At 65.6% G+C, this 26,468-nt stretch carries 18 protein-coding genes; all 18 read left to right on the top strand.

Annotation, left to right across the window (positions count from 1 at the left end; all coding sequences use genetic code 11):
• Positions 1-13: 13 nt before the first annotated feature.
• The 18 genes from BUB04_RS04550 to BUB04_RS04470 all read left to right on the top strand — a co-directional run bounded on the left by BUB04_RS04550 (position 14) and on the right by BUB04_RS04470 (position 26,422).
• Positions 14-508, top strand: coding sequence for a phage tail protein (locus BUB04_RS04550; protein WP_073037367.1), 495 nt, complete (start codon positions 14-16; stop codon positions 506-508).
• 2 nt (positions 509-510) lie between these two features.
• Positions 511-1,350 carry a CIS tube protein gene (locus tag BUB04_RS04545; RefSeq protein ID WP_073037365.1) on the top strand — a complete coding sequence of 280 codons (840 nt, stop codon included), beginning with the start codon at positions 511-513 and terminating at the stop codon, positions 1,348-1,350.
• A 3-nt stretch (positions 1,351-1,353) separates the two neighbouring features.
• On the top strand, positions 1,354-1,524 hold the full coding sequence (locus tag BUB04_RS19250; RefSeq protein WP_178371902.1) for a hypothetical protein: 171 nt from the start codon (positions 1,354-1,356) through the stop codon (positions 1,522-1,524).
• 153 nt (positions 1,525-1,677) lie between these two features.
• A complete protein-coding gene (locus BUB04_RS04540; protein ID WP_073037426.1) occupies positions 1,678-2,778 on the top strand; it encodes a phage late control D family protein in 1,101 nt (366 codons plus the stop codon).
• Between the two features lie 2 nt (positions 2,779-2,780).
• The gene (locus BUB04_RS04535) at positions 2,781-3,470 is read left to right on the top strand and encodes a phage baseplate assembly protein V (protein WP_073037363.1); all 690 of its coding nucleotides are present in this window, start codon (positions 2,781-2,783) and stop codon (positions 3,468-3,470) included.
• Positions 3,464-4,954, top strand: a complete 1,491-nt coding sequence (locus BUB04_RS04530) for a hypothetical protein (RefSeq protein WP_073037361.1) — start codon at positions 3,464-3,466, stop codon at positions 4,952-4,954. The genes BUB04_RS04535 and BUB04_RS04530 overlap by 7 nt, the downstream gene beginning before the upstream one ends.
• 21 nt (positions 4,955-4,975) lie before the next feature.
• A complete protein-coding gene (locus tag BUB04_RS04525) occupies positions 4,976-5,380 on the top strand; it encodes a GPW/gp25 family protein (RefSeq protein WP_073037359.1) in 405 nt (134 codons plus the stop codon).
• A 3-nt stretch (positions 5,381-5,383) separates the two neighbouring features.
• The gene (locus tag BUB04_RS04520; protein ID WP_073037357.1) at positions 5,384-7,594 is read left to right on the top strand and encodes a putative baseplate assembly protein; all 2,211 of its coding nucleotides are present in this window, start codon (positions 5,384-5,386) and stop codon (positions 7,592-7,594) included.
• A complete protein-coding gene (locus BUB04_RS04515) occupies positions 7,594-9,957 on the top strand; it encodes a phage tail protein (protein WP_073037355.1) in 2,364 nt (787 codons plus the stop codon). The genes BUB04_RS04520 and BUB04_RS04515 overlap by 1 nt, the downstream gene beginning before the upstream one ends.
• Positions 9,958-9,968: 11 nt before the next feature.
• Positions 9,969-10,856, top strand: a complete 888-nt coding sequence (locus BUB04_RS04510; protein WP_073037353.1) for a hypothetical protein — start codon at positions 9,969-9,971, stop codon at positions 10,854-10,856.
• A 6-nt stretch (positions 10,857-10,862) separates the two neighbouring features.
• Positions 10,863-12,755 carry a hypothetical protein gene (locus BUB04_RS04505; protein WP_073037351.1) on the top strand — a complete coding sequence of 631 codons (1,893 nt, stop codon included), beginning with the start codon at positions 10,863-10,865 and terminating at the stop codon, positions 12,753-12,755.
• Entirely contained in the window at positions 12,752-14,914 is a 2,163-nt protein-coding gene (locus tag BUB04_RS04500) for a hypothetical protein (protein ID WP_073037349.1), read from the top strand. Before BUB04_RS04505 ends, BUB04_RS04500 begins: the two co-directional genes overlap by 4 nt.
• Positions 14,915-14,947: 33 nt before the next feature.
• The gene (locus BUB04_RS04495; RefSeq protein ID WP_073037347.1) at positions 14,948-16,477 is read left to right on the top strand and encodes a hypothetical protein; all 1,530 of its coding nucleotides are present in this window, start codon (positions 14,948-14,950) and stop codon (positions 16,475-16,477) included.
• Between the two features lie 385 nt (positions 16,478-16,862).
• Positions 16,863-19,247 carry a hypothetical protein gene (locus BUB04_RS04490; RefSeq protein ID WP_073037345.1) on the top strand — a complete coding sequence of 795 codons (2,385 nt, stop codon included), beginning with the start codon at positions 16,863-16,865 and terminating at the stop codon, positions 19,245-19,247.
• A 75-nt stretch (positions 19,248-19,322) separates the two neighbouring features.
• Complete coding sequence (locus BUB04_RS04485; RefSeq protein WP_073037344.1) at positions 19,323-21,371, top strand: ATP-binding protein; 2,049 nt, start codon at positions 19,323-19,325, stop codon at positions 21,369-21,371.
• A gap of 59 nt (positions 21,372-21,430) precedes the next feature.
• Positions 21,431-22,048, top strand: a complete 618-nt coding sequence (locus BUB04_RS04480) for a hypothetical protein (protein WP_143156349.1) — start codon at positions 21,431-21,433, stop codon at positions 22,046-22,048.
• A gap of 14 nt (positions 22,049-22,062) precedes the next feature.
• Positions 22,063-23,430, top strand: a complete 1,368-nt coding sequence (locus BUB04_RS04475) for a phage exclusion protein Lit family protein (protein WP_073037340.1) — start codon at positions 22,063-22,065, stop codon at positions 23,428-23,430.
• Between the two features lie 52 nt (positions 23,431-23,482).
• A complete protein-coding gene (locus BUB04_RS04470) occupies positions 23,483-26,422 on the top strand; it encodes a patatin-like protein (protein ID WP_073037338.1) in 2,940 nt (979 codons plus the stop codon).
• Positions 26,423-26,468 lie beyond the last annotated feature (46 nt).

The following is a 26,468-nucleotide window of genomic DNA, read 5'->3' as shown; positions in this document are numbered from 1 at the left end:
AGGAAAAAGGTCCATGAGTCCGAGCTCCGATCATCCGCTTCCCGTTTTCCGGTTTCGCGTGGATTTCTTTGCCAGCCCGTCGGCTTCCGACGGCGGCGGCGATCCGGTACCCCTTTGCAGCGGCCGCTTTGCTGAATGCTCCGGTCTGGAGGCGTCCATGGAACCCAAGGCCATCAAGGAGGGCGGGCGCAATTACGGGCCGGTTCAGCGGGCAGGCCGGGTTTCCTTCGGCACGGTGGTTCTTCGCCGCGGCGTGACCACCACCCGCGATCTGTGGCGATGGTTCGAACTGGTGGCCAAGGGCGGATACGCCTACCGGCTGGACGTGGTGGTGAGCGTGCTGGACATGGGCGCCGATCCCCGCTCCGACGACGTGGCCCTGCGGTGGCGGATGCGCCGGGCTCTGCCGGTCAAGTTCAAGACCGCGGACCTCAACGCCAGGACCTCCGACGTGGGCATCGAGGAGGTCCACTTCGTCCACGAAGGCCTGGAACTGGAAGGGAGTTGACGGTGCCCGAGCCGACCAAAGCGTTTCTCACGCCGCTCACGGACGAGGACGGCCGAAACCTGTCCGAACAGGACCGGGAATCCAGGCGCGTGGAAGTGCATTTCAACCCCGAATCCCTCCAGATCACCCTGACCAACCGGGTGCAACAGGGACGGGGGGCCCAGGCGGCCCAACACGTGACGGACGCCACGGCCCAGCTGACCGTGGATCTGGTCTTCGACACCACCCTGGTGGGAACGGACGTGCGGGAAGACACCCAGAGGATCGGCCGGATGATGGATCCGGTATTGAACCGGGGCGCCCGCAGGGCCCGGGACCGGAACCGCAAGATCCCCGCCGTGGTGGTCTTTGAGTGGGGCACGGTGAAGTTCACGGGTTACATCTCCAGCTACAAGGAAACCCTGGATTTCTTCTCTCCGGAAGGCATCCCGCTCCGGTCCGCCGTGAACCTCACGATCCACCAGCAGGAGCGGGTCTTCGAGGAAGGCGAGGTGAGCGCAGAGGAGCGGGACGCCCTCCGGGAACGCACCCAGGCAACGCTCATGGACTTGGGACCGGAAGAGAGCCTGACCCAGAGCGCCGCCCGGGCCGGGGACCCCCGGGCGGCCAAAGAGCTGGCCCAGGCCAACAACCTGGACAGCCTGCGGCGCCCCGGCGTGGGAACCGTGGCCGTCTCGGCCGGAATGCGCCTTCAGGTCGGGTTTTCCGCGGGCACCCGGGCGGGCGCCGAAGCGGGTTTCGGCATGGGAGGCAAGGTGCGGGCCACGGCCGGGGCGGGCTTTCGAGCCGACGTGGGAGCCGGTGCCAGCCTGAAGGACCGTATCCGATTCGAGGAGGAATGAGCCGTGCCCATCGTCTTTGAGGAAGTGATCGCGGAAACGGGCGAGGAGCCCCGAACCGTTGACCGTCCGGAAGCTCCGCGGGTTGCAGAGGGAAGCCCCGAAGAGGATCTGCGGATCTTCAGGCGCCTGCAGGCACGAGCCGATTACAGGGCCTCGCGGCTCTCGGCGGACTGACGATCACGGAGGGAGCATGCCAACCGCCCCCGGAGGTCCGTGGGGGCGAATCCTCATGCGCCCCTGCGGTACCGGGCCGGATGGGCGCGAATGGACGCAAACGGGGTCGGCCTCTGGGAAGCCATGAGCGCCGACCGGCAACGAGGAGAACCCATGAGCACGGAACGGGCCCTGAGCCGGGCCGCCCTGTACGCCGCCCGCCCCACCCTCCTGCTGGACGGGCGGCGCTCGCCCTTGGCCGACGAGCTGCTTCTTTCCGCGCAGGCCAACGAGCAGCGGGAGGGTCCGGCCTGGGCGGAACTCCGGTTCGCCAACGTTTCGCGTTCCTCGGAGCGGGGCATCGGCTGGGCGTTCGAGACCGAAGAGGAAAGCCCCATCGGCCTGGGGATGGCCCTTGTCCTTTCCATGGGGGACGAATCCGACCCCCGGGAGATCTTTCGGGGCACGGTGAGCGGCCTGGAGGCGGTCTTCGGACCGGAACACCCGCCGGAGCTCATCGTCCTGGCGGAAGATCCCCTGCAGAAGGCCCGCATGAAGAGAAGAACCCGCACCCATTCCGAAACCACCCTGGGCGATTTGGTGGAAAGCCTGGCCGCCGAGATGGGCCTGAGGGCGCGGGTGAGCCATCTGGACCATCCGGTGGGAACCCAGGTGCAGATCAACGAGACGGACCTGGGCTTCCTGCGGCGTCTCTTGGAACGCCACGACGCCTGGATGCGGGTGTCCGGCGGGGAGCTGCACGCGGCGCCCTGGGGAGAGGGGGAGGGTTCCGGGGAAGAGATCACCCTGGAGCTCCACAGCCAGCTCAAAAGGGTGCGACTTCTGGCGGATCTGGCCCACCAGGTGTCCACCATCTCCTACAGCGGGTGGGACGCCGCCCAGGGGGAAGCCATCCGGGTGGAGAGCGACGGATCCCTGCCTCTGGGCCCGGGCTCGGGCCGAACGGGCAGGCAAATACTGGAAGAGGCGTTCGGACCCAGGACGGAACACGCGGGCGCTTTCCTTGCCCGCGACGAGCGGGAAGCCCGGGCCTTGGTGCAGGCGGTCCATCTGGATCGGGCCCGGCGGTTCGTTCTGGTGGAGGGGTGCACCCAGGGTCATCCCGACCTGCGGGTGGGAAGCCGGGTGCGCATCGTGGGCGTGGGGCCGCGCTTCGAAAACACCTACACGGTGACGCGCACCTGCCACCGGTTCGATCCCCAAAACGGCTACGAGACGGATTTTGAGGCGGAAGGGGCCTATTTCGGAGGTTGACCATGGAAGGATCCTTGGGCTGGCGGCCTTCCGTCTGGCTCCAGTCGCACCTGGCTCAGGTGGTTTCGGTGAATGATCCCGACGGACGCCATCGGGTCCAGGTGCGGCTGCTGTCCTTCGACGGATTCGACCAGCAGAACGGACCGGTCTGGGCCCGGGTGGCCGTGCCTTTCGCCGGTCCGCAGCGCGGAGCCTTCTTCCTCCCCGACGTGGGTGACGAGGTGGTGGTGACCTTTGTGGGCGGCGATCCCCGCTTCCCGGTGGTGGTGGGGTCCCTGTGGAACGGTTCGGCGCCCGCTCCGGAAACCCTGGGAGGAAGCGGCGAGGAGGTGGACCGCTGGACCCTGGTGGGCAAAGCGGGAACGCGCATCGCCATCGAGGAACCCACGTCCGGAAGCCCCACCGTGCGGATCACCACACCGTCGGGGGTGGAGGCGGAACTGACCGACGACGGCGGGGGAAAGATCGTGTGTCGAGCCGCCGGAAGCACCATCACCCTGGACAGTGCGGGCGTCTCCGTCCAGACCCCCGCCACCGTGAGCGTGGAGGCTTCCCAGGTCCAGGTCACTTCCGGCATGGTGCAGGTGGACTCCGCCATGGCCACCTTCAGCGGGGTCGTCCAATGCAACACCCTCATCACCACCACCGTGGTGGCTTCCACCTACACCCCGGGAGCGGGCAACGTATGGTAGGCATCCAACACACCATCCGAATTGCGGGGCCGCCGGTTGCGGCACGAGCCCCGGTGGATCCGAGGCCGCTCATCCTCCAGTACGGGGAGGCCGACTGCATTCCCAGGCTTCTGGAGACCCTCCGGCGGGAAGATCCCGGGGAAGATCTTGCCCGGGCGACCGCCGACAGTCGCACCGAGGAAAAGGTCCTGCGCCTTTTCCAGCCCGTGCACCGGGTCTTTCACGTGGTGCTGGTCCACGCCGCATGCACGCAGCCGGGGGAGCCCCGTCTGGACCCGGATCGGGTGGAGAAGGCGGGTGTGGTGGTAAGACGCGTAACGAACGGCAGGGTTCAGGGGTGGATGCGCCGGAAGGAAAGCCCGGTGGGCTGGGTGGATCTTCCCCAGGATGCGGCCCGGGGCGAGTCGAGCTACGATCCGGACCCCCTCGTTCGCAAGGAACGCCTTCTCGGGGCCAATCTCCGGCTGCTTTCCAAGGCGCCTCCCGCAGACCTTCTGGAAGAACGCGAAGAGGTCTTCCTGCCTCTCTTCGCGGCGCCCCCCGATGTCTGCCGGATTCAAAAGAAGACCTTCTTTTACGGCATTCTCACCCTGACGAGCGACGAAGCCGCTCCCGGCCCGGGCGCCGCCCCCTTCAACGACGCCCTGCTGGCGGAACGCATCCCCCGCCTGCTCAAGGCTGGGGACGGCAAGGAAGCCGCCACCCGGACCACCGCGGAGGAATTCCTGAACCTTCTCCGATTTCTGGAAAGGGACGCGGGCGCCTTCACGGGATCGCAGGAGGGGCGTCATCTTCTCAAGGTCCTCCAAGCCATCCCCATGCCCGCCGGGTCTTCGGAGCCCACGGTCGGTGCGGTGGTGGAAAAGGCCCACCGGGAAGTGGAACGGGGCGGAGAAAAGGACCTCCGATCCGTTCCCGCGTTCTGGCCCGTTCCGAACTCCAAAGACGCCCGGGCGATCGAAAGGGCCGTAAAGGCGGCCCTGACGGCCCGCTGGCGGGACGTGGCTCCCCGTCGCGGCCGCTTCGACGAGGAAGGAGCCCGGTACCAGATCCGGGTTTTCCTGCGCATCAAGGGAGAGAACGGCTGGCCCTGCCGCACGGTGTGGAGCCCCCCGTCGGAGTCCTTCCGGATCGTTCCCTGGTACGAGAGCAGCGGGCAACCCCCCGTGCAGGTTTCGCTCCCCGCCCTGGACAAGAAGGCCCTTTCCCGGCTGAAGCCGAACGTGGCCTTCCGGGTGCCGTCGTCCCTTCGAAAGAGCCTGGAAAAGCTGGACATGGGAGAGCTCCTGGACGGATCCCACGAAGAGGGATCGGGGAATTTCGGCATGATCTGCGGATTCAACATTCCCATCCTCACCCTGTGCGCCTTCATCGTTTTGCAGATCTTTCTTGTGCTTCTCCACATCGTCTTCTTCTGGCTGCCCTTTGTGCGCATCTGCATTCCCTTTCCCGATTTCGGCTCCGGATCGGATTCGGAAACCTAGAAAAAACGGGGAATCCCGGCCATGGAAACCAAGACAAAGCACCTTCCGCCCCCACCCGTCACCTGGCCTCTGCTCCCCGTTCCGGACGGGAGCGGGCGGCTCCGTTATCCGTCCCTGGAGGAGAGCATCCGCCAGTGCATCCGCATCATCCTGACGACCGCCCCGGGAGAGCAGCTCATGAGACCCGGTTTCGGAGCGGGCCTGGGCCGCTTCCTCCACGAACCCAACACGCTCGGCACGCGCCGCCGCATCCACGATGCGGTCCTGGACGCCTTGGACAGGTGGGAACCCAGGATCCAGGTGGAGCAGGTGTCGGTGGAGACCGTAACGGACCGGCGGGATCAGATCCGGGTGGAGATCCGCTACAGGGTGCTGCGGACCCGTCGCCCGGCCCGGGCCGCACTGACCATGACCTTGGAGAGTTGAGCCATGCCGCTGACCGTTCCAACGCTGGACGACAGGAACTTCGACGATCTGGTTCGGGAGCTGCTTGCGCGGATTCCCGGGCACACGCCGGAATGGACCCATCCGGCGCCGGGCGACCCGGGCCGAACGATCCTGGAGCTGTTCGCCTGGCTCGTGGATACGCTCCTGTATCGGGTGAACCGCATTCCGGAGCGCCAGCGTCTGGCGTTCTTGAAACTGCTGCACATCCCGGTGAGGCCCGCAACGCCCGCCCGGGGCCTGCTGGTTCTGGAACCGGCCCATCCCAAGAAGCCGGAAGTGGTCTCCGTTCCCGTGGGCACAGCGGTCACCGGCCCCGTTCCTTTCGAAACGACCGGGGAGATCATGGTGTGCCCCTTGGAAGGAGAGGCCTACGTGAAGCGCGCCCCGACCCCGGACGAAGCGGCCCGACTTCAAAGGGTCCTGGAAGGCTTACAGTCCATTTACGGCCTGAGCGGCTCCCGGGACGCCCCGGCCGCCATGGCCTACATCACCACCCCCGTCTTTGAGGAAAGAAAAGCCCAGGCTTCCGGGGTGAACATCGCCGACGCCGTGGACGGGTGCCTGTGGATGGCGCTCCTTTCCCCGTCCGGGGCCGATCCGGAGGCCGTGCGGCGGTCCCTTTCCCGGGGGAACGCGGGCCCGCGGGTGCTCAACATGGGATGGTCTCCCGCACTCCAGGTTCCCGGCATCCTGGAGATCTTGGGACCTCGGGGCGCCGTGGCCCATGAGTGGGAAATCACGTCGAGCCGGGCCATGCCCACGGGAGATCCCGAATACCTCACCCTGGAAGTGGTGGACGATGGCACCCACGGTCTTCTGGAGGAAGGGGTCGTTCGACTCCTTCTTCCCGACATAGACGATGTGGGGGCGCCGGAAAACGACCTGGAAAAGGACCTTTTCGCAGGCGTGGGAAACAGGCCTCCGCGGCTGGACGACGACGACAAGGCCTCACGCCTCATCGCCTGGATCCGCCTTCGCCCCACGCAGCCCGTGCAGGATCTTTCGGTGACCTGGGCCGGAATCAACGCGGTCTGCATCGATCAGAGACGGACGCTTCGAAACCTGATCGTCGGCGTCTCCGACGGCACGGCGGATCAGGAATTCGACCTCCCGGGCGCCTCCGTGGATCCGAAATCCCTGACGCTCCAGGTGGAAGAGGCCCGGCAGGGCTTCGTTTCCTGGCGCCGCACGCCGGACCTCGCCACCGCCGGGCGGGATGACCGGGTCTATGAACTGGACTCGGAAGCCGGATCGGTTCGGTTCGGGGACGGCGTTCGCGGGCGCATCCCTTCGGCGGGAATGCGGATCCGGGTGGAAGTCATGCGATTCGGCGGCGGCCGCAGCGGCAATCTTCCGGCCGGATCCCTCACGGCCGTATCCCACCCCAAGTGCAAGGCCTTCCAGCCCCTGGCCACCAGCGGGGGCGAGGATCCCGAAAGCCCGGAAGAGGCGGAAAAGCGCATCCCGGCCGTTCTCCGCCACGCCAACCGGGCCGTGACCGAGGAAGACTACCGTCAGCTCGCCGCCGAAACCCCGGCGGTTCGCCTGGGTCGCGTGGAAGTGCTGGCCCGTTTCAAGCCCCAACAGCGTCGGTTCGACGTTCCCGGGGTGGTGAGTGTCCTGGTGCTTCCCTGGAAGGAGGACCGGCAACCCCCGTGCCCCCGCCCGGACCGTCTCTGTCTGGAGCGGGTTCACGCCTACCTGGATGCACGCCGTCCGCTGGGCACGGAGCTCTATGTGATCGGCTGCGAATACAAGCCTGTGGCGGTCGGCGTGGCCGTGCGCATCCGGGAGGGCCATCGCAGGGACCTGGTGCTGCAGAACGTGCGGCGGGCCTTGCGGGAGGTGCTCTGGCCGCTGACTCCCGGAGGGTTCGACGGTGCGGGATGGCCTCTGGGAGGGGCCGTGGTGGACAGGGACCTGGAGGTGGCCGTGGCCAGGGTGACCGGCGTGCGGCAAGTAACGGACTTGCGCCTCTTTTCCCTGGATGCGGACGGTTGGAGGCCGCTCCACCCCACGTCGCAGGGAGCGCCGGTGGTCCTTGCCCTGGAACCCTGGCAGCTCCCCGAACTCCTCCAGGTGGTGTGTCTGGAGGGCGATCGGGCCCCCGAAAGCATGGAGCGGTCCCCTCTGGACCACCTGGATCCGGGCACGCCGGTGCTTCCCATTCCCGTGGTTCCGGAGGTCTGCTGATGGACAGCAACGGCCTGAAGTTCTGGATGCTGAGCGGCTCCGAGGACTGGGCGTTGGACGACAACGCCTCCTGGGACGAGGATCGGCGTGTGCTGAGGCTGGCATCCCGCCGGTCCGTCCAAAGGCCCGCCCAGGACAAGGCCTCGGCGCGGGCCGCCGCCGAGCGGGTTCGGACCGCCGTGGACGCCTTCGGCGCCTGGGCCATGGTTTCCCCGGACGGGAGGACCGTGACGGCGGCAGGCGCCTTCCCGCATCCCGTGAAGATTCACAAGGTCGGTTCCTCCGAGCGGATCCTGGATCTGGCGGCCGGGCCCGAAGGGGTCTTGTGGCTGGTGGTGCGCAAAGCTTCCGGCGAGAGCCATGCGCTCATGGTGGACCTTCTGAAGCGCTGGGAGCCCGTGAGGCTCTCCCGCACCGATCTTCAAGCCGACCGCATCCTTGCCCGCCCGTCGGGGGGAGCCTGGCTCGTGGACAGAAAACACAAGAAGGCGGCGCGCATAACGGGAATCCCCTTCCCCGAACACATCCACCGGGATTTTTCCCCGCAGGTGGGACGCCCCTGCGTCGAAAACCCGGGCCCGCCCCAAGTCCTGGATCCCGTGGACCTTCCCGTTCCCGCGGAATGGGAACTGGTGTCTGCGGCGATTTCGGCCGAGGGCCGCCTGGCCTTCCTCTTCTGGGTGAAGGACGCCGAAGCACAGGTGCTCATCTGGGATGAAGACACCTTCTTTCCTCCGGACGCCCTGCGGGGCCTGACGGCCCCCTTTTCCATCGGTTGGGTCGAACGGGATCGTTGGGCGTCCCTGCTGGAAGGCGCACGCGACGCGCCCGTCTTTCGCCTTCCCACGAACGCGGGCAAGGGCGCGGATCCCGTGGGTTCCCTCTATCCGCTCCCCGGCTGGGACGGAGGGCCTTTTTGCAACGGCTGGGCGAGCCCGGTTCATTATCTTGAAGAGCAGGCCGCGTCCGGGGCGATGGAGGCCCGCGTCCAGATACGTCCCAAGCCCCTTCACCGCCTGTCCCACCCCTTTCTGACGACCCACGCCGTGGTCCGGTCCGCGCGGGTGCTGGACAGCGGAGATTCCAAAACGGTCTGGCATCGTCTCTACCTGGAAGGAGTCCTCCCGCCGGGAACGGGCCTTCAGGTGCGGCTTGCCGCCGGAAACGGACCGGAACCGCCGCCACCGGAGCGCTTCGTCCCGGTTCTGTTCGGGGCTGTTCCCGCCGACCCGGCGGAATCGGAGGCTCGCGCCGTGGCCCGCGGGGCCTGGGTTCCGGTCCCTTCGGAAATCCCCTTCCATGAAGGGTTCCTGGACTGTCCCCCTCAAAAGGACCGGGCGGGCCTTTTCACCGCCCTGATCCAGAAGCCGTCCGGGAGGGTGCGGCGCCTCCAGGGCCGCTTCCTCTGGGTGGAGATGGAGCTTTGGGGGACCGGACAGGCGAGCCCGGAAGTGGCGGCTCTTCGGGTGTACGCGCCCCGCTTTTCCTATCGGGACCGGTACCTTCCGGAAATCTACCAGGAACCCCTGGTGGGTTCGGAAGCCGAAGCCGAAGGGGACGCCACCGGAGCCGACTTTCTGGAACGCTTCCTCTGCCTTTTCGAAGGGATTCTCACCCCCCTGGAAGATCGGGTGGCCGCCGCCCATGTGCTCACGGACCCGGACGCCGCGCCTTCAGAAGCCCTGGAATGGCTGGCCTCCTGGATCGGCGTCAGCCTGGAACCCGCCTTTTCCCTGCCCGCCCGAAGACGGCTTCTCAGAGAAGCGGGACTCCTCTTCCGGGAGCACGGAACACTAGTCGGCATGATCCGCGCCCTGGATGTTGCCACGGAAGGAGCCGTCCGTCGGGGCCGCATCGTGGTGGTGGAGGATTTCAGGCTGCGCCGGACCTTTTCCACTCTCCTGGGTGCGGACCTGGACGATACCCGGGACCCGCTCACCCTGGGTGTTTCCACGGGAGGAAACAGCCGGGTGGGGCGCAGCCTTTTCCTGGGCGCCGAGGAACAAAGGGAGTTCCTGGCCCTCTTCCGCCCCGGCGTTCCGGATGGAGAGGACGAGGAGGAGGTGACGGCCGCCTTCCACGACGCCTTCGCCCACCGCGTGACGATTCTGGTCCACACGGAGACGGCCCCGGAAACGGTGGACCTGGTGCGGCGCGTGGCGGCCCTGGAGGCGCCCGCGCACGTGGACGTGCGCATCGCGGCCGCTTCCGAGAACTTGGTGGCGGGCATCGCATCACTCCTGGGAGTGGACACTGCGCCCGGAAAGAGAGCACCGTTGAGTCCCGTCTGCGAGGACGCCTCCCGCCTCGGCAGGGACTCTTCCCTTTTGGACACCCCAAGCCTGGATCCGAGGTTTGATTAAGGAGGTCCGCCATGCCGCGAACCACTGATCCCCTGACCCGTCCCGTACCCCCCGAGCGTCTGCATTACGAAACGGGCATGCTGCTGGACGCCGAAGACTTTCAGGACGAACAGACCTACCACCGGGGCCGGCTTGCCCGCATGGCGGCCTATCTTCACGGATACGGAACCGTGGCGGGGCTGGAGGTGCAATGGCTTCCCGCTCTGGAAGCCCTCACATCTCCGCCCCGGCCCGCCCGGGAGGAGCAGCTGGTGGTGACGCCCGGGCTGGCCCTGGACCGGCTGGGAAGATTCATCGAAGTCCGCCGGCCCTTGTGCCTCCGCCTGGCGGTGTGGTTCGAGCAGCAGGCTGAGGACCCCGCAGGGCGTGACCGATTGTCCAACGCCTACCACGCCGCCGCTTCCGGCTTTCCCGACGGGGTCTGGGCGGACGTATTCATCGCCTATGCGCCCTGCCTTCACGGCACGCGACCGGCCTTCGTCTCCGGAAACCTGGACAAGCTGGACGGAGTGGCGCCCAGCCGGGTTCGGGACGGCAGCCTGCTGAGCCTGGTCCTCCGGGAGGAGGAAGATCCTCGCATCCCCCGCCGGCCGTTCCCGGACCTGAGCGGGCTGAGCGATCCCGAGGAACGGCGGCGCCGCTTCGTGGAATTCAAGCTGCGGGAGGCCTGGCTGGAGGACGCCCTGTGGGAGAGCGGCGGCGACCGTCTCTCCCATCTTCCCGAGCACACACAGGATCAGGACGGAACGGAGCTCTTTCTCGCCCGGATCGTCATTCCGGCCCGTCCCGGACCGCCCGTGGTGCGGGACATGACGCGGGACGTGGAGGTTTTCAACGAACTCCGGCTCTTTTCCTTCTCCACGGCCGAGCTGGCCTGGCTGGCCGGCCACACGAGGTGACAAGTCATGGCGGAATGGATCACGAAACGAGGACGCGTTCCCCTGGACGGGGAAACCGTGAGGCGGCTTTCCCAGGCGGGACTGCTGGTGACCGATGCGAGGCGGAGCCGCCCCTTGTGGTTCGACGGTCGGTTCCTGACGGCCCGGGACCTGCAGCGGGAGCAGACCTATTTTCTCGCCCGGCAGGCGGACCTGGCCCAGGCCGCAGGCTATGGGGTCGTACGCGGCCTCCGGGTGACACCGGGCTCCAAGGCCACCCGCCTTCGGGTGGGGCAGGGGTTGGGAATCGCATCCGGCGGCGAACGCATCGTGCTCTCCAGGGACGTGGAAGTGGACCTGGGCGACCTGCCCTACCTGGATCAGATCAACCGGATGCTGGGCCTTTCCAAGGAACCCGTTCCTCCCTTCCGGACCCTGACGGGACTCTTCGTCCTGGCGGCCCGGGCGGTGGAGTTCACGGCCAACCCGGTGGGAGCCTACCCGTCCCGGCTGGGCGATGAGCGGCAGGTGGAAGACGGCGATATCGTGGAAGCCGTGGTGTTGACCCTCATCCCGTTCACCGCCTCGGACGCGGCCGTCCCGGCCGGTCTGAGGCGGGCGGCGGCCGCCCATGAACTTTTCGTCAAGGGCGCCGGGTATTCCCCCCCGCCTTCCACCTTGCCCTTGGCCATGGTGGAACTGGACCGAGGGTTCGTCCAGTGGGTGGATCCGCCCATGGTGCGACGGGAGATGGGAAGCAACGACGTGGACGTCCTGGGGTTGGGCATGGCCCCGCGTTCCGTCCGCGTCTCCCATTTTCTCCAGGCAAGCGGAATGTTCGATGAAATCATGGAAAGCCGCCGCCTGGCGGGGCAGCCGCCCGCCTTCGCCGCCTCCGATTATTTCCTCTCCCTTCCCGCCGCGGGAAGGCTGCCCACCGCCTGCATCGACCCCGGGGCCCTGACCCAGACCTTCTTTCCTCCGGCGGTCCAGGTGGATCTGTCCATCCTTCCCGAAGATGAGCTCCCCTGCCTGGTGGAGGAAAGCTTCCTGCTGCCGCCCCTGGATCTGGCCGCCTCGGAAGAGGCCCTGGCCGCCACATCGGTCCTGGTGCTCATTCCCCTGCCCAGGAACGTCTATCGCCAGACCGCCGCCGAACTGGGGGCCGTGGAAACGGCGCTGCCTTCCGCCAACTCCTTGCGCACCGCGGATGCAAAACAACCGGCCTTGTCACGAAAGTGGCCGACCCTTTCCACCAAGGCGGACATCCAGATCTCCAAGGTGTCTCGATGGCAGGCCCTCCTGGCCCGAAATCCCGTGCTCTGGTACGTGCGCCGAAGGAACCTCCCCTACCGGGAAGACGTCACGGGGGCCAAGATCCCCGTTCTGGCCGATGAGTTCCGGGACGAAAGGGACATGCGGGCCTACCTCAAGGAGAAAGGCCTGGCCAACAAGTACACGCGCCTCAAGGTGCGCGCCAGTGCGGAAGCGGACCTCATCATGGCCTCCATGCTCACCTCCAAGAAGTTCCAGGAATCGGACACCCTGCTCCAGGCGGCCGTGCGGGAACTGGAGAAGGCCAAACGGCTGGACGCCGCCACCGCCCGGGAGATCATGAAACGCTACGACGATGAAGCCCTGGGGGAAGGCATCCGGGTGGTGGAGGAGAAGATCCTGGAACCGGAAACCCGCCCGGACGGTACGCCGGACAAGGAGGCCGCCAAGAGAAACGAGCAGGTGCGCAAGAAACTGGCCGAAGCCCAGGTGGTTCCCGAGATCGACCGGCTCATGCGGCGTCTGAAACCCGAGGCCAAAGAAAAGTTCCTGGAGGATCTGAACAAGATGCTGAAGGAGCCGGGCGTGGAGCCGACGGCACTGGCCGAATACGTTCAGGAGGCCTTGAGGAGTCTCAAGTCATGAAGATCTTTCCGCCCCGACGTTGGGAAAAGGACGAACGCGTCGTCCTCATGGAGCCCGCCCCTGCGATCCGGATCACGGAAGGCTTCCGGCGGCTTCACCACTACGCCGGAAGAACTCTCACCAAAACGGCCCTGGACAGGGAATCGGACCACCGCGAGCGGCACCTGGCCCTGGCCGGCATGGAGCGGTCGGCGGGCGTGGTCTTCGGACTGGAAGTGGGTGTGGAAGCGCCGCTGGCCCTGGACTTGGAGCCGGTCCGGGAAGACAGGGCGGTGGTGGAGATTGGCGACGAGGTGGAAAGGCGTCTCCCCCCGGTGCATAGAAGCTGGATCGTGACCATCTCGCCGGGACGGGGGCTTTGCACCAGCGGGGAGGACGCGACGGTGGCCCGCCCCATGAGGGCCACCGTGGATCAAATCCCCACCTGGGGAAACGACAACGAGGAATCCCCGCCACCCCGGGGGGTGGGCGTGCTCGTCCTGCAGCCCATTGTGGTGCACCTGCCGGCCGAAGCCGACGACATGGACCCTTGCGAATTGGACCCCCGGGAGGAAGCCCACGTGGACTACCAGCGTGTGGACGGCTGCCGCCTGGTGTGGATGCCCTGGCCCTCGGCGCACATCTCCATGCCGGCATCCGGAGCCCGTTTCAGGAACCGGCTGGCCTACCAGATCTTTTTCCAGGAGGCCGCGTCTTCCGATGCCGACCCCGTTTTCCCCTGGGAAGAGGTGGGACTTCCCGTGGCGCTTCTCCAGATCGCCTCAAACGGCGCCGTGGTGTTTGCCGACCGGTTCGCCGTGGTACGCAGCGGCGGAGCGCCCAGACCCCGGCGCCCGATCTTTCCGGCCCGGGGCACCCCCTTTCTCTGGCAGGCGCGCATGGACCAGTTCCACCAGCATCTTCGAGAGATCCTGGCCGAGGGCCGGCCCCTCGATGACGCAGCGGCGGAGTTCCGATACCTCCCCCCGGTGGGCGTGCTGCCCCTGGAGGTGCTGGATCTGGAACACCGGCGCGTCGGCTTCTTTCCGGGAAACTATCGGCTGGAGGCGGCTCCGGTCCCATTGGAGCAGGTGGAGTGGATCGTAGAGGCCGCCGTATCCCTCAAACCTGTGGACCTTTTCAGTGCAGACGCTCTCATGGTCTATGTCCCCGTTGCTCAGGAGCTGTACGATCCCCGGTTGCTGCTCACCGAAGAAGCCGATCCCTCGCTCCAGGAGACCGTGGACGCCCTCCTGCAGGACATCGGCCTGTGGCTGAGCCGGCGCACGGATCTGCGTTCCCAGGCCCCTGTGGTGTTGGGAAGTGTCGACCTGACAACGATCCCTTCCTATCCGGATCCAGACCCGGACGCCCAACCTGGAGAAAAGGTCCTGTGGAGCAAGGTTCTCCGGGACATCTACAAGAAAAAGACCCTGGAGGCCTTGGTCCGGCTCGTGGACCAGACCCTTTCGCCCTACTCCCTGACCACGGAGGAAAAACAAACGCTCCATCTGCTCAAGACGGGGGCTCAGGACAACCCCGAATACAAGGACCTGAGCACCTTCGTCGCGGAATTGGACGACAAGATCCGGCGAAGCGACGATGCCGTGGATCTGGGATTTCTCAAGGTCCAAACGGACATCTACCGCGTGCGCCAGATTCTCCTGGGCGACGAAAAGGCCACCCGGCTGGCCACGAGCCCCGTGCTGGCCGACATCGCCAAAGGCGAAACAAGCCGCGCCACGGAGCTCCAGCTGAAAGGCTTCTTCGAAAAGGCCAAGGCGCGGGAGAAGGAGGCGGTCCTGGCCCGGGCGGAAAATCCCGAAGCCACCGCCGGCACCAGTTGGACCGTCTCCAAGAGAGTTCAACCCCTCGCAGTGGAACCCTCGAGCATGGTGGAGGCAACGGCTGCTGACATTCAATTCAAAAACCCGATCGTGGGAAGGGTCCTCGATTTTCGAAGCACCACGGTGGCCGAACGCATCGCCGATCCGCTGGCCCCGGAAGCCAAGAACTACGCCGTGGCCACCAAAGCGGGCATCCTGCAAAGCATCCTGGACATTCCCATCGAAACGGGAGATCTGAAGGTTCCCTTGTCCGACGGAAGTACGGCGGTCTTTACACGAGCGGATTACAGTCAGTTTACCAAGAACCACCCCGAAGCCGCGAGCCGACTTTAGGAGTGGAAGCGCATCCGGGAGCAGGGCCACTACGTGCTGGTGCGCCTCAAGGGACTCTCTTCGGAAGAGCAGCAGGCCCTGGGGCCCGCGTTCCAGGTTTTGCTGGACCATCGTGAGTGTCCGTTGGACGATCCGGGGCTTCCCCTCCTGGTGACGGCCGGGATTTTCGATCCCGATCCGTCCGTCTTCGACGAAGCCGCCTACCTTTCTTCGGGAGTCACGGCGCTGGAGAGCGCGGTGGGGATCCTTCGCCGGATCGAAGCGCGCATACTGGACTACCGCACCGTAAGGGACAAGTGCCTGAAGTGCCTCGAAGAACTCAAAGGCATCGCCGACCAGTGGGCCCAGGCTCTCAAGGTGGTGGACGACGAGCTGGCGGAGCGGCGCCATGACCTGGTGGTGGCCCGCTCCCTGCTGGAAGAGGAAACGGCCCGGGTGGAGGCCGTCAACAGGCGACGCCGGGAGATCCTGGAAAACCACGTGCCTTTCGTTGTCTACGCCCGCCCGAGAAGGAGTTCCGTCACGCAAAATTCCGTGCCTCGGCTTTCCCTGCACGGCCTGTGGAAGCCCCCTGTTCCCGCCTGTCTGGAAGAAGACCATCCGGCACCCGAAGAGCTGGAGGCCATGTTCGCCCACCTGCGCGCCCTGCCCTTGGCGTGGTTCCCGTCTCTGCAGAAACTCCTGAATCACCTGGACCGCCCCCAGAGGATCCTGGACGTTTTCAAGGTGGTCCGGAACCGGGCCCAGGCCATGGTTTCCGATACCCAGGAGGCCGATACGAACGGAAAAGAGATGACACCCTTCGGCGTCGTTTCTTTCCAGAAGACCGTCAAAGCCATTTCGGAATCCCATTCAAAAGCGGTTCGAACCCGGTGGGAAAAGAAGGCCCTGCTGGACTTGGGAGCCCTGCAGCGCCTCTCCTGGAAGGGCTTGAAGGAAGAGGCGCAGAACATCCTGTCCGTGGAGGATCTCCTGAGCGGCGGGCTCGGCCGATTCCAGGCCGCACGACAGGCTTCCCAGGAGGTGCAGGATATGGAGGACGTGGCCGCCTGCCTCTATGCCAGGGCGGATCGGGTACCGGCCGCGGTGCGCCTGGAATGGGCGCAGCGGATCAGCCGGTACGACGAGCCGGCGGACCTGAGACGGTTGAGCGTTCTTCCCCGCTGGAGCGAGCTGTCGATGGAACTCCGAAAAGATCTGCAAGGCCTGGCCGACTGGCTCTTCGCCAAGGTGGACCCCGGCATTCCGGAAGCGGTGGACTTCATGAACGATCTGGTTCGCGTGGCCCTGCTCCTGGCCAGCCACGCCCCGGTGGGACGGATCGTCTCCGGTCACGCCCCCGCACCGGCCACGGGCAGGACCGGCGACTGGCTGGACTTGGTGATTGAAAAGGGCTTAGCGCGCATCGGCATGCAGGTCTCCATTGAAGAGGCGGCCGGAAGCACCGTGCAGGCCGTGGTGGAGGATATGAGCGGGACCGAGGTTCGCGTGAGGGTCACCCGAACGGAAAAGGCCACCTTCCACATCCTCGCGGGAGCCAAAGCGACCTTTCTGGGAAGGTGAAAGAGACTTCTTCCGTCCGCCACGCCATGGCAAGGGGAGGGATCCCATAACGTGTTGCAATCCTTCGGCTCCATCTCCGCGGTCCAGATGGAACAATTCCCCACGCTTTGGGCCGCGGGGAGGCAGTCGCGACGGGCGGGCATAAAGACCGCCCCTACAAAAGCGCATGGGCCTCTTGGGTAGAGGCGGGGTTTATCCCCGCCCGCCAAGCGCGACATTCCTCCTGGTCGCACGACTGATCGCCACACCCAGACGGAGGAGTTTTTTCATCATCCCAATGAAGAGAAAGCTGGGCATTGAGTGTGCGTAACGATCAAGACGGCCTCAAGAAGCGCGGCGCTCGGGAGACCGGAAGGCGGAAAAGGCATCCGGCGCAAGGACGATCATGGATTGTCGGATTGGAAAACTGAGGGTCCGCGCGGCTCGGGACACGCCCGTGGCCCGCGTGGTCCACTGCCTGGAAAACGCGCTCCGCACCGCGTCCTTTCCCGGCATGGGATCCGGTGCCTTGGTGGTGGTGCGATCCCTCGCCTTGCGCATCGGCACCGACCCCATGGGTTTTGTGTCCGCCTCCAGGGTGCTGGATCAAACCATCCAACGGCTCACCCGGGAGGCGGTGCCGGCCTGGTCTCCGGCCGCAGGGTCCGCCCCCGCCGTCTGGTTTCGCGACGCCTTGGATCCGCCCGCCTTGCTGGCCTTGAGGCTGGTCCAGGGCCGCCGGGCCGCAGAGTGGTTCTGGAAGAGCGCCGTCCCCGGCTGGCGGGACGGATTCAGCCGCCCGGCCGGCCTTCGGTACCTTGTCAAGAAGGCGGGCCGTCTGCACCCCGCCCGCCCCGCCGTGGCCCGCCTGATCGCTACCCTCCAGGGCGCTGGCCGGTTGGATCCGCTCCTGGAGGCCCTGGATCGGGAAGACGGAGAGGAGCTGCTCCGCCTCTTTGGAACGGGAAACGAAATTTCCCCCTACCTCGGTTTTGGAGCCGGGCCGTTTCAGAGCCTTCTCAACCGGCTGAACGCCGAGTGGCGGAGCGTGCTCGACCGCTGGAGCGCCCGGTGGGGGGAAGATGATCCCCGCACTTTGTGGCTCACGGCGGTGGCTCTCTGGATCCTTCGTCCCGGGGAAATGGAGCTCCGCTGGAGCACTCCGGCTTTTCCGCCCCCTGCCCCGGCATCCCAACCCGAGCGCTCCCAGCACACCGTCCAGGAACCGAAGGATCCGACCGGGCACTCCCTCCTCGAACAAGCGACCCGGCCGAGCATCCCGGATCCCCACAGCCGGGAAGGGGAAATCCGCCCCCTTTCCATAGAAGGCGGGCCATCCCGGGAAGAAAAGGTCCGCCGGGAAGAATCCTCGCCTTGGAAAGACCGTGGAAGGCGGACGGATCCCACCCGGAAAGAAGGCGGAAAGGCGCAGGGCGTGGAAAGAACCCCTCCGGACGGCGGTCTGAGGTCTCTTCCTCTTCCTGAATCCACCGCCCGGGCAACCCTCTTCCCCCCTGCGGGAGATTCCCAGGTTGAAGGGAAATCCCTGGAAGGTGGACCTGCAGCGCCCCCCGTCGCGGCGCACCATGAGGCATTCGATGGGGACGCAAGGCGGTACGCAACGCCCACCGAATCCGCACGCCGGAACCCGCCTCCATCGATTCCTTCGGAGACATCCGGGGAAACGGACCCGAAAGGCGCCGGGCCGGTCGAGAAAAGGCGTCCGTCCGGCGAGTGCCGCTTGGTCCGTGAGACCGAACCGGAGAAGGCATCGTACCCGAAGGAATCCGGCAAGAAATTTCCAAGGAACGTGCCGCAGCCGGAAGAAGAAGATGGCCTTTCCCTTGCCGGCGTCCCGCCGAGCTTCGAGCCTGGGAAGGCGCCCGAGGCACCCCTTGAGGACTTCAAGGGCCGGGAGGGGCCGAGAGCACCGGGGCGAGGCCCGATCGGCAAGGATGCCCGAACCGATCCCGCCGCAGGCCGGGATTTCTCCTTCTTCCAGCAAACCCGGTGGAGTTCCTTCGCCGGCTTCCTCTTTATTTTGGGCATATTTCGAGCCCTGTCCCTGGAGGATCTTTTCTGCCGACATCCCTTTTTTGCCGGACAGGCCGCGGGAATCCGGTTCCTGAAATACATGGCCCGCCTGCTGTCGCTCCCGGAAGACGACCCCCACTTCATCTTGCTGGAACAGCTCGATCTTTCGCCAGAAAAAAGCTTCGGCCGTCCCGGGGGCGTGCTTCCAAGGACAATCCCGAACTGCGGCGAGCCCCAGGACAAGGGGCCCCTCGACGAGGCTCTCCGCCAGGAGACCGGGTTCTTCCCGATCTTCGAACCACCGGCAGCCTGGATGCGCCTTCTGGAGGAACGGCCCCGCGCGCTGAGGCGGCTCGGACTTCACACGAGGCCGGCGGGGGAAGGCTTCCGGATGCTGACGGACCGTACGGGCCGTCTCCTTTTCGGCATCTCGGCGGTTCCCGGAAGGGACGTCCGTCCACCCGGCACCCAAGCCCGGATGCCCGACTTGAATCACGAAGAATCCCGGGATTGGGTCCTGGAAGGGGTCTTCAGGGCGGCGCGTTTCGCGGCTTCGCTTTTCCTTTGGCGGCGGGAAGGGTTAACGTTCCGAAAGATGGCGCAACGCCCCGGCAGGATCGTCGCGGGCCCCACCCACGTGGATGTCTTTCTTCCGCTGTATCGGATCGACGTGCGGATCCGGCGGCTGGGACTCGACGTGAATCCCGGCTGGGTCCCTTGGCTCGCCCGCGTGATCACTTTCCATTACGGCGACTGAAGCAAGGCTTTGGAATTGTGGAAGTTTCGCGTTTCATCCCGAACGGACCCAAGAAGGAATAAAGGGAGAAAAGCGGTGGGGACGAAGGAAGCCACGTCTCTGGAACAGGCACCGCACGGGGTCCGAGGGGCCGGGATGCCGTCCCTGGCCGTGGCGGCCATCTGGCCGGCGGCGTTTTTCTATTTCCAGGACGAGGAACGCCGGCCACAAAGGCCCGAAGAGGCTTCCCTGTACGCGGTACGGCAAAGGATCGGATCGGTCCGGCACTGGCACGAGCTGCTCCGGGAGCTGTTCCTGCAGCCCGCGTCCCGGGACGTCCGCCTCGTGGCACTGGCTGGCATCCTTTCCCTCTCTTCCCTGGAAATCCTGACGACCGCTCTGTGTCTTGCGGTGGAAGAAGATTCCCACATGGCGGCCATGGTCGCCCTGCTCCAGCCGCACATAGGATCGGCCCGCCCCTCGGTGGGTCTCGTGGCAGACACGCTGGGATCTCTCCTCACGGGCTCCGTGGAGGAATCGCCGTCGTATTTACTGGCCACGGGAACCGCCGCCCGAACGGGCCTTCTCCGCCGGATCAACGAATCCGCACCGTTGTGCGACCAACAACTGGGTATTCCCGCTCCGCTCACCTATTCTCTCCGAGGGATCTTTCAGCCCTGGCCCGGAACCCGGTTCGCTTCCCGGGCTGAACCCGAAACGGTGCCGGAGACCCTGACACGGGAGGCCCGGGCACACGCTTCGGCCTTGAGCGAAACCTCCCGTTGCCATCTCGTCATCCGCTCGCCTTCGCCCAGGGAGGCGGAGATGGCGGCCGTTCAAGTCTGCCGGGCTCTGGGCAGACGTCCGGTCTTCGCCCGGGCGGCTTCAATCCCGCTCGAAGGATTCGGCCTTTATTGCACACTGGAAAGATTGGTGCCCGTCTTCGTCCTGGAAACGGCCCCCGGCGTTGTCGTCCCCCTGCCCTCCGCGCCGGGCTACTCGGGGCCCGTCCTGGCCCTGGCGGGCCCCGACGGCGCCGTGCAATCGGACGAAAACGAGGTGTACCAGTGGCGGACTCCCCTTCCCGGCCCCGAGGAAAGGCGCCGGTTGTGGCTGAAGATGGTGGAAGATCCCGTCCTCGCCCAATCCCTGGCCGCTTCCCACCTCCAAGGGACGGACCGCATCCGCAGCCTGGGAACCCTGGCACGCATGAAGGCACGGGTGAACGGGCGCTTCCAGGTGCAATCCCAGGACGTGCGGCGGGCCGCCTTTCAGGTGGGAGGGTTGGAAACGCTGGCTCAGCCCGTACCGGAAGAAATCCCGGAAAAGGCCCTCATCCTCACCGAATCCACCCGAAAAACGCTGGAGATGCTGGAAGCCCGATGCCGTCACCGGGAGGACCTGCCGCACCATCTGGGAGTCACCCTGGAGGCTTCCTATCGGACCGGGGTAAGGGCCCTCTTCGTGGGCCCTTCGGGAACGGGCAAGACCCTGGCGGCGTCCTGGCTCGCCACCCGGCTCGGCTTCGCCCTCTATCGCGTGGACCTGGCCGCCGTCATGAGCAAATACGTGGGGGAGACGGAAAAGAACCTGTCCGCCCTGCTGGCCGCCGCCGAAGAAGCCGACGTGATTCTTCTCTTCGACGAGGCCGACTCCCTCTTCGGCAAACGAACGGAAGTGAGGGACGCCAACGACCGCTTCGCCAATGCGCAAACCAACTACCTGCTCCAGCGGCTGGAACACTACCGGGGGATCGTGCTGCTGACGAGCAACAGCCGGGCCCGTATGGACGCCTCCTTCAGCCGCCGCATCGACCTGGTGGTGGAATTTCCCGCCCCCGGCCCCGAGGAGAGGCGCGCCTTGTGGAAATCCCATCTGGGAGACGCCCACGACCTTCAGCCGGGGGACGTGAATCTTCTGGCCGCCCATGCGGATCTTTGCGGCGGGCACATCCGAAACGCGGTCTTGGCGGCGGCCGTCCGGGCCCTGGAGCAGGGACGGCGGGTGCAGTGGCGGGACGTGCTGGAGGGGCTCAGGCTGGAGTACGCCAAGCTGGGCCGGCAGATCCCGGCCGAACTCCTGGGCGCGCCCCGCGGCGGTTCGTTTGAAAGAGAACCGCAAATCAACACGAATGAACGCGAATGAGCCCCAATGGATGCCACACCGGGACCAAGGCCAACGAAAAAGGGCAGACAGGAGAACTCATGGATCCCATCATCTTCAGGCCCTTGGAGCGGATTCTGGCCGTTTTGATCGGAGGCGTCTCCATCTATCTCGGATACCGGCTTTTTCTGCATCTTCCCGAAAAGACGGACAGCCAGGGTCGGATCGTCCTACCCGGAAACATCTCCGTGTATCTGAGCCGGGTGGGACCCGGTGTCTTCTTCGCCCTTTTCGGCGCAGCCGTTGTGGCCCTGTCCCTCTATCGGGCCGTGCAGTACGAGGCGTCGGGCCCAGCAGGGGAACAGGCCGCCCGCGCATCCAGGGCGCAAGTGCTCTACCACGGCGCCGTGGATACGGCCGCCACCGAATCCGGCGGGGATAATCTGGAGATCCGCAGAGCCCACCTGGCAACCCGGTTGGCCCGGCTCAACCGCATCCCCTCCCTGCTCCGCCCGGACGTGGATCCCGGTCTTCGGGTGGACACGGTGGACCTGCTTCTGCCCGAGATCAAGCTGAGCCTGCTTCAATCCGTCTGGGGACCGGATTGGGGGAATTTCCAGGAATTTGAGCAATGGGTTCGAAACGGCGCCGTGGGAGAACCGCCTCCGGGATGCAGGGCACCCGCTGATCTTTTCCGGCGCGGCGCGGCTGAGCCGTGAAAGGAGGCGAACCCATGAAGTTTGGAAAGATCGTGTCCACGGTTCTGGTCTTTTTCCTGGGCGCAGCCGCCCCAGGGCCCCTCCGGGCCATGAACCTGGACGAACTCTATCCCCGCCAGGTGCTCCAGTACTGGCAGGGCCGGTACCGAGACAACCTGGAGTGGAACTTCCGGAACGTGGTGCTGGCGAACCTCACCGCCGCGGAAAGACGCCGGGTGGAGGGAACGTCCCTGGATATTCCTCTCATCGCTCCGGAGCAGAACGTTCCCGTCAATTTCTACGCCTACCGTTGGGGAAACAGCGGGCGGATCGTCATGCCCGTGGTCTCCGTCAAGTTTCTGGACGATTTCGCCATCGCCTCCGCCTGGCTGGAATTCAACGGCTTCAGTCAGGAGACGGCCTACAACTACATGTCCATGCTCAAGTACAAGTGCCTGGGGTCCTCACAGCCCCGGTGTCCGCCCCCCCTGGAAGCCCTTCGGATCCCGCCGGACGCCTTGGCCGATCCCAACGTGGACTCGCTTTCGCAGAAGATTCTCAAGAGCGCCGTCGTCTTCATCATGGCCCACGAACTGGGTCACCTCTACCACCGCCACCCGGGATACGACATCCCGGTGAGCCAGGCCCAGGAAAACGAGGCCCAGGCGGACGCGTTCGCCTTGGAAGTCATGAGGCGGATCGGGACGGCGCCCATGGGCATGGTGCACTTCTTCATGGCAGCCCTCTACCTCATGCCCCATCGCGGCGATTTTGGTTCGGAAAAGGACTGGGAATCGTACCTTCGGGAAAGATCCACCCATCCTTTCACGGGGGAGCGACTTCGGCGCTTTGCAGAAGAACTTCGGAACAAGTCCCGCGATTTTGCGGCATCAGAACCGGACCTGCAGGCGGCCACGGCCAGGGTGGGCGCCATGGCCGGCGAGGTGGAAAAGATCGCCGCCATCCTGGAAGACTCCAACATCCAGAAGACCTTGGCCCGAATCGGGCGGAGCACGGACCTGGACTCCCTTCGACCACGGCCCAAGGGCGGCATCGGTCGGGTCCTGGAAGAGGACGACCGTAACCCGGGAGAGGCCCGGCTGGCCTTCGACGGCCTTTACCGGGGAAGTTTTTCCGCCCACGGCGGAGGAGAGGCCGTCCCCATCGATGTCAAGTTCGAGCGGACCGGAGACCGCGTGACGGGAATCTACTCCTACGGGCTCGGCCAAGGACGCATCCGGGGAAGGATTCGCGACGGCCGCCTGTACTTCCGGTGGGAGGAGGGAGCGGAAACGGGAGGCGGCGTGTTCATACCCCAAAACGACGGAAAGACTTTCCAGGGGACCTGGGGATACGAAACGTCCCGGGACAACGGAGGGTCCTGGATCGGAAAACGCCCATGACGGCATCCAACGGCGCAGTGAATCGCGAAGTCGGCCGGAGAGAGGATCAACCATGACGACGGACATCCTTGGAAAGGATGGAAAGGACCGCAGCCGGGAAATCCGCATCGCCCTGGTGCTCTACGGCGGCGTCTCCCTGGCCGTTTATGAAAACGGCGTCACCCGGGCCTTCTTCGACCTGGTGAGGGAGAACGGTCCCTTCGGACTCCTTCTGGAGATACTGGACGCCAACGCGGTGGTGGACGTGGTGGCGGGAACATCCGCCGGCGGCATCAACGGCCTTTTTCTCGCTGCGGCGCTGGAATCCGGAGGCGACTTTGCCAAGACCGCGGACCTGTGGAGAAAGCACGGAGACCTGGGGGCTCTGCTTCGCCCGGTCACCGCAGCCGATGAGGCCGTCTCACTCCTGGACGGCGAAGGCTACTACCAGCAACGGCTGGAAGAAGCCTTCCGCAGCATTCTCACTCCCACCCACGTTCGGGCCCCCAGCCCGGGTGAGATGGATGTCTTCATTACGGGTACCAATCTGGAAGGGGTCTTGTCCACCTACTGGGACTCCCTGGGCGCCCGGATCGACGACAAGACCCACCGAACCGTCTTCCGATTGCAGCACCGGCCCGGACGAAAGGTTCTGGGGCTGGGGCCTGAGGACCCCGCGCCGAGAGACACGGCACCGCTCAGGGCCTGCATCCTGGCCTCCATCGCACGAATCACCTCCACCTTTCCCGTGGCCTTCCCTCCCTTTTCGTTGGAGCAGCTTCCCCCGGACCGTCGTGAAGCGGTGAAGGAGGCCCTGGAGCGATCCAGCCGCACCCGGCCCACCCATCATGTGTACGTGGATGGAGGCGTTCTGGACAACAAGCCCTTCGGACCGGTTCTGAAAGCCATCTTCTACCGCATGCCCCACAAGCTGGTGGACAGAAGGCTCTTTTACGTGGAACCGGATCCCGCCCATCTCACGCCCTTGACCGACGAGGAGTCCCACCGCCTTCAGAATCCCTTCCGGGTGGCCGTGGCCTCCTTGAGCACCATTCCTTCGCACGAAAGCATCGGGGAAGACCTGGAAAAGCTGAAGGCACACAACGCCAGGATCCGTTGGCTCAACCGCATCAAGGAAAACTACCTGGAACTGGCGAGGCCCGGTGCTCCCGGGCCCGACCCCGCCTCGTGCCACACCCCCGGCGAAGTGTACCGAAGAGTGCGCATCGACAGCCTGTGCACCCTGATGGTGTCGGATTCGGACGACGTGCCGTCGGCCAAGACGGAAATCAGCCATCCAGAGAGAAAGCGCCTCTTCCAATCCCTCCGCGGGACGCTCCTGGAACTGACGGCAGCCGAAGACACGGCGCCCCCGGGAAAGGGGCCCGCCGGATGGCTCCATTCCTACGACGTGGAATGGCACCTTCGGTGCGCCTTCCACGTGCTTTACCACCTCTACCAATCCATGGGCGCATCGCCGGAAGACGAACAGCAGGAATTGCTCCAAGCCGTGAAGGCGGCCGGAAGAATCATCAAGGCGCTCCACATGATCCGTAACCGCCTTTATCTGCTCCGGGATACACTCTTCGAAAAGACGGAAGCCGGGCTTCGCCTGGCTCCCTCCTTCTTGCTCAAGTCCTTCGCCGCCTTCCTGGACCGGGAAAGCCCCTTGTGGCACCCGCTCTTGAGCGAATTCCCTTCGGAAGCGACGGAAATGCCCCTGCGAGACCACCTCCGGCTGCTCGCCGACCGGGAAGCGGGACCTCTTCGGTCCAGGCAGCTCACCCGGGCGGCCTCCCAGGCGTGGCAATGGATCCGTGAGACGGACCCGGAGAAACTGGAGCGTCTGCATCTGCCCGAAACACCGCCTGAAACCGTTTTCACGGCGCTCCATGAAGTCCTGCACCTGCTGATCCGTTCCGTTCCGGAAGCCGGGAACCCCATCGAAGACTTCGTCATCCTGGACAGAGCTTTTTATCCCGTGGAATTCGCCGCCGGAATCCATGAATTGGACGAGATCGAATACGTGCGCATCAGCCCCCGGGACGCCCAGACGGGCCTGAGCGCCGTGGCGCCGTCCCTCAAAGTGACCGGAGACGACATGGCCCACTTCGCCGCCTTCTTCCGACGGGACTGGAGGGCCAACGACATCCTGTGGGGGCGGATCGACGGCATCTGCCAGATCGTCCGGAGCCTCCTGGACGAAGGAGCCCAACAAAGGCTTTGGCGAAACCGTTGGCACCTGCCCGATGCCATCACCACGGAATCGCTGGACGAGCATTTCCAGGGCTGCCCGCTTTCCCAAAGGAAGGCCCTGCTCCGGTCGTGGCGGGAACTCCTGGACACCCGACCGCCCGAGGACTGCTCCGAAGCGGAAAAGGCCGACTGGCTCCTGAAGCTTTCGGCCTTCCGGGACCGATTCATCACGGCGGCGCAATACCACGCCGTGTGCCAGGACCTGGGAACCCTCTACGAAGACCTCTACTTCCAGGAAATCGTTTGGGGCACGATCTCGGATGACACGGGCGTGGGGCCGCAAACCGGCGAGACGGTCGTGGAAGCCCGCGCCAGGGAAAGAGGGACCCAGGCCCGGGATGCCGTCCGGGACTGCGGATCCGATTTGCAGGAAAAGGCCTTGGGATCCCAGACGGTGGTGGGGCCCAAAGGGGCGGTGCCCGCCCATATCCTCACGGAATACGCCTGCCACGCCTACCTGCTGGTGTGGGGCCTGCTGCGGACGGCTCTCCAGGGCCACCAGAAACTTTCCGGTTTCTTTTCGAGGCGAACTCCCCGCTGGATCCTGAGAACCCCCATCGCCTTTTTCTACCACCTGGTTCGAGCGCAAAGGCGCCAGCCCCGCTCCTTCCCCGTTCTGGTCGTGGGGAGCGTGGCGGCCCTGCTGGCATGCGGTTTTACCGGACTTTTCTTCGGAAACCCTTGGTTCGTCCTGCCCATCGTCGCCGCCCTGGCCGCCATGGGCATCACGGTTTGGCTGAAGCCGGAAAAGAAATGAGCGCCCAGCGGCGCGGCATAGAGGGGCTGCCATGTTCGCCTTGAGT

This window comes from Desulfacinum infernum DSM 9756, from assembly GCF_900129305.1.
Classification (GTDB): Bacteria; Desulfobacterota; Syntrophobacteria; order Syntrophobacterales; family DSM-9756; genus Desulfacinum; species Desulfacinum infernum.
This window is presented reverse-complemented; position numbering and strand designations above follow the sequence as displayed.

Excerpts from the sequence above, each read along its gene's own strand:
- BUB04_RS04535 (WP_073037363.1), top strand. The coding sequence starts at position 2,781 with ATGGAAGGATCCTTGGGCTGGCGGCCTTCCGTCTGGCTCCAGTCGCAC.
- BUB04_RS04550 (WP_073037367.1), top strand. The coding sequence starts at position 14 with ATGAGTCCGAGCTCCGATCATCCGCTTCCCGTTTTCCGGTTTCGCGTG.
- BUB04_RS04510 (WP_073037353.1), top strand. The coding sequence starts at position 9,969 with ATGCCGCGAACCACTGATCCCCTGACCCGTCCCGTACCCCCCGAGCGT.
- BUB04_RS04505 (WP_073037351.1), top strand. The coding sequence starts at position 10,863 with ATGGCGGAATGGATCACGAAACGAGGACGCGTTCCCCTGGACGGGGAA.
- BUB04_RS04530 (WP_073037361.1), top strand. The coding sequence starts at position 3,464 with ATGGTAGGCATCCAACACACCATCCGAATTGCGGGGCCGCCGGTTGCG.
- BUB04_RS04525 (WP_073037359.1), top strand. The coding sequence starts at position 4,976 with ATGGAAACCAAGACAAAGCACCTTCCGCCCCCACCCGTCACCTGGCCT.
- BUB04_RS04515 (WP_073037355.1), top strand. The coding sequence starts at position 7,594 with ATGGACAGCAACGGCCTGAAGTTCTGGATGCTGAGCGGCTCCGAGGAC.
- BUB04_RS04520 (WP_073037357.1), top strand. The coding sequence starts at position 5,384 with ATGCCGCTGACCGTTCCAACGCTGGACGACAGGAACTTCGACGATCTG.
- BUB04_RS04475 (WP_073037340.1), top strand. The coding sequence starts at position 22,063 with ATGAAGTTTGGAAAGATCGTGTCCACGGTTCTGGTCTTTTTCCTGGGC.
- BUB04_RS04490 (WP_073037345.1), top strand. The coding sequence starts at position 16,863 with ATGGATTGTCGGATTGGAAAACTGAGGGTCCGCGCGGCTCGGGACACG.
- BUB04_RS04500 (WP_073037349.1), top strand. The coding sequence starts at position 12,752 with ATGAAGATCTTTCCGCCCCGACGTTGGGAAAAGGACGAACGCGTCGTC.
- BUB04_RS04540 (WP_073037426.1), top strand. The coding sequence starts at position 1,678 with ATGAGCACGGAACGGGCCCTGAGCCGGGCCGCCCTGTACGCCGCCCGC.
- BUB04_RS04470 (WP_073037338.1), top strand. The coding sequence starts at position 23,483 with ATGACGACGGACATCCTTGGAAAGGATGGAAAGGACCGCAGCCGGGAA.
- BUB04_RS04480 (WP_143156349.1), top strand. The coding sequence starts at position 21,431 with ATGGATCCCATCATCTTCAGGCCCTTGGAGCGGATTCTGGCCGTTTTG.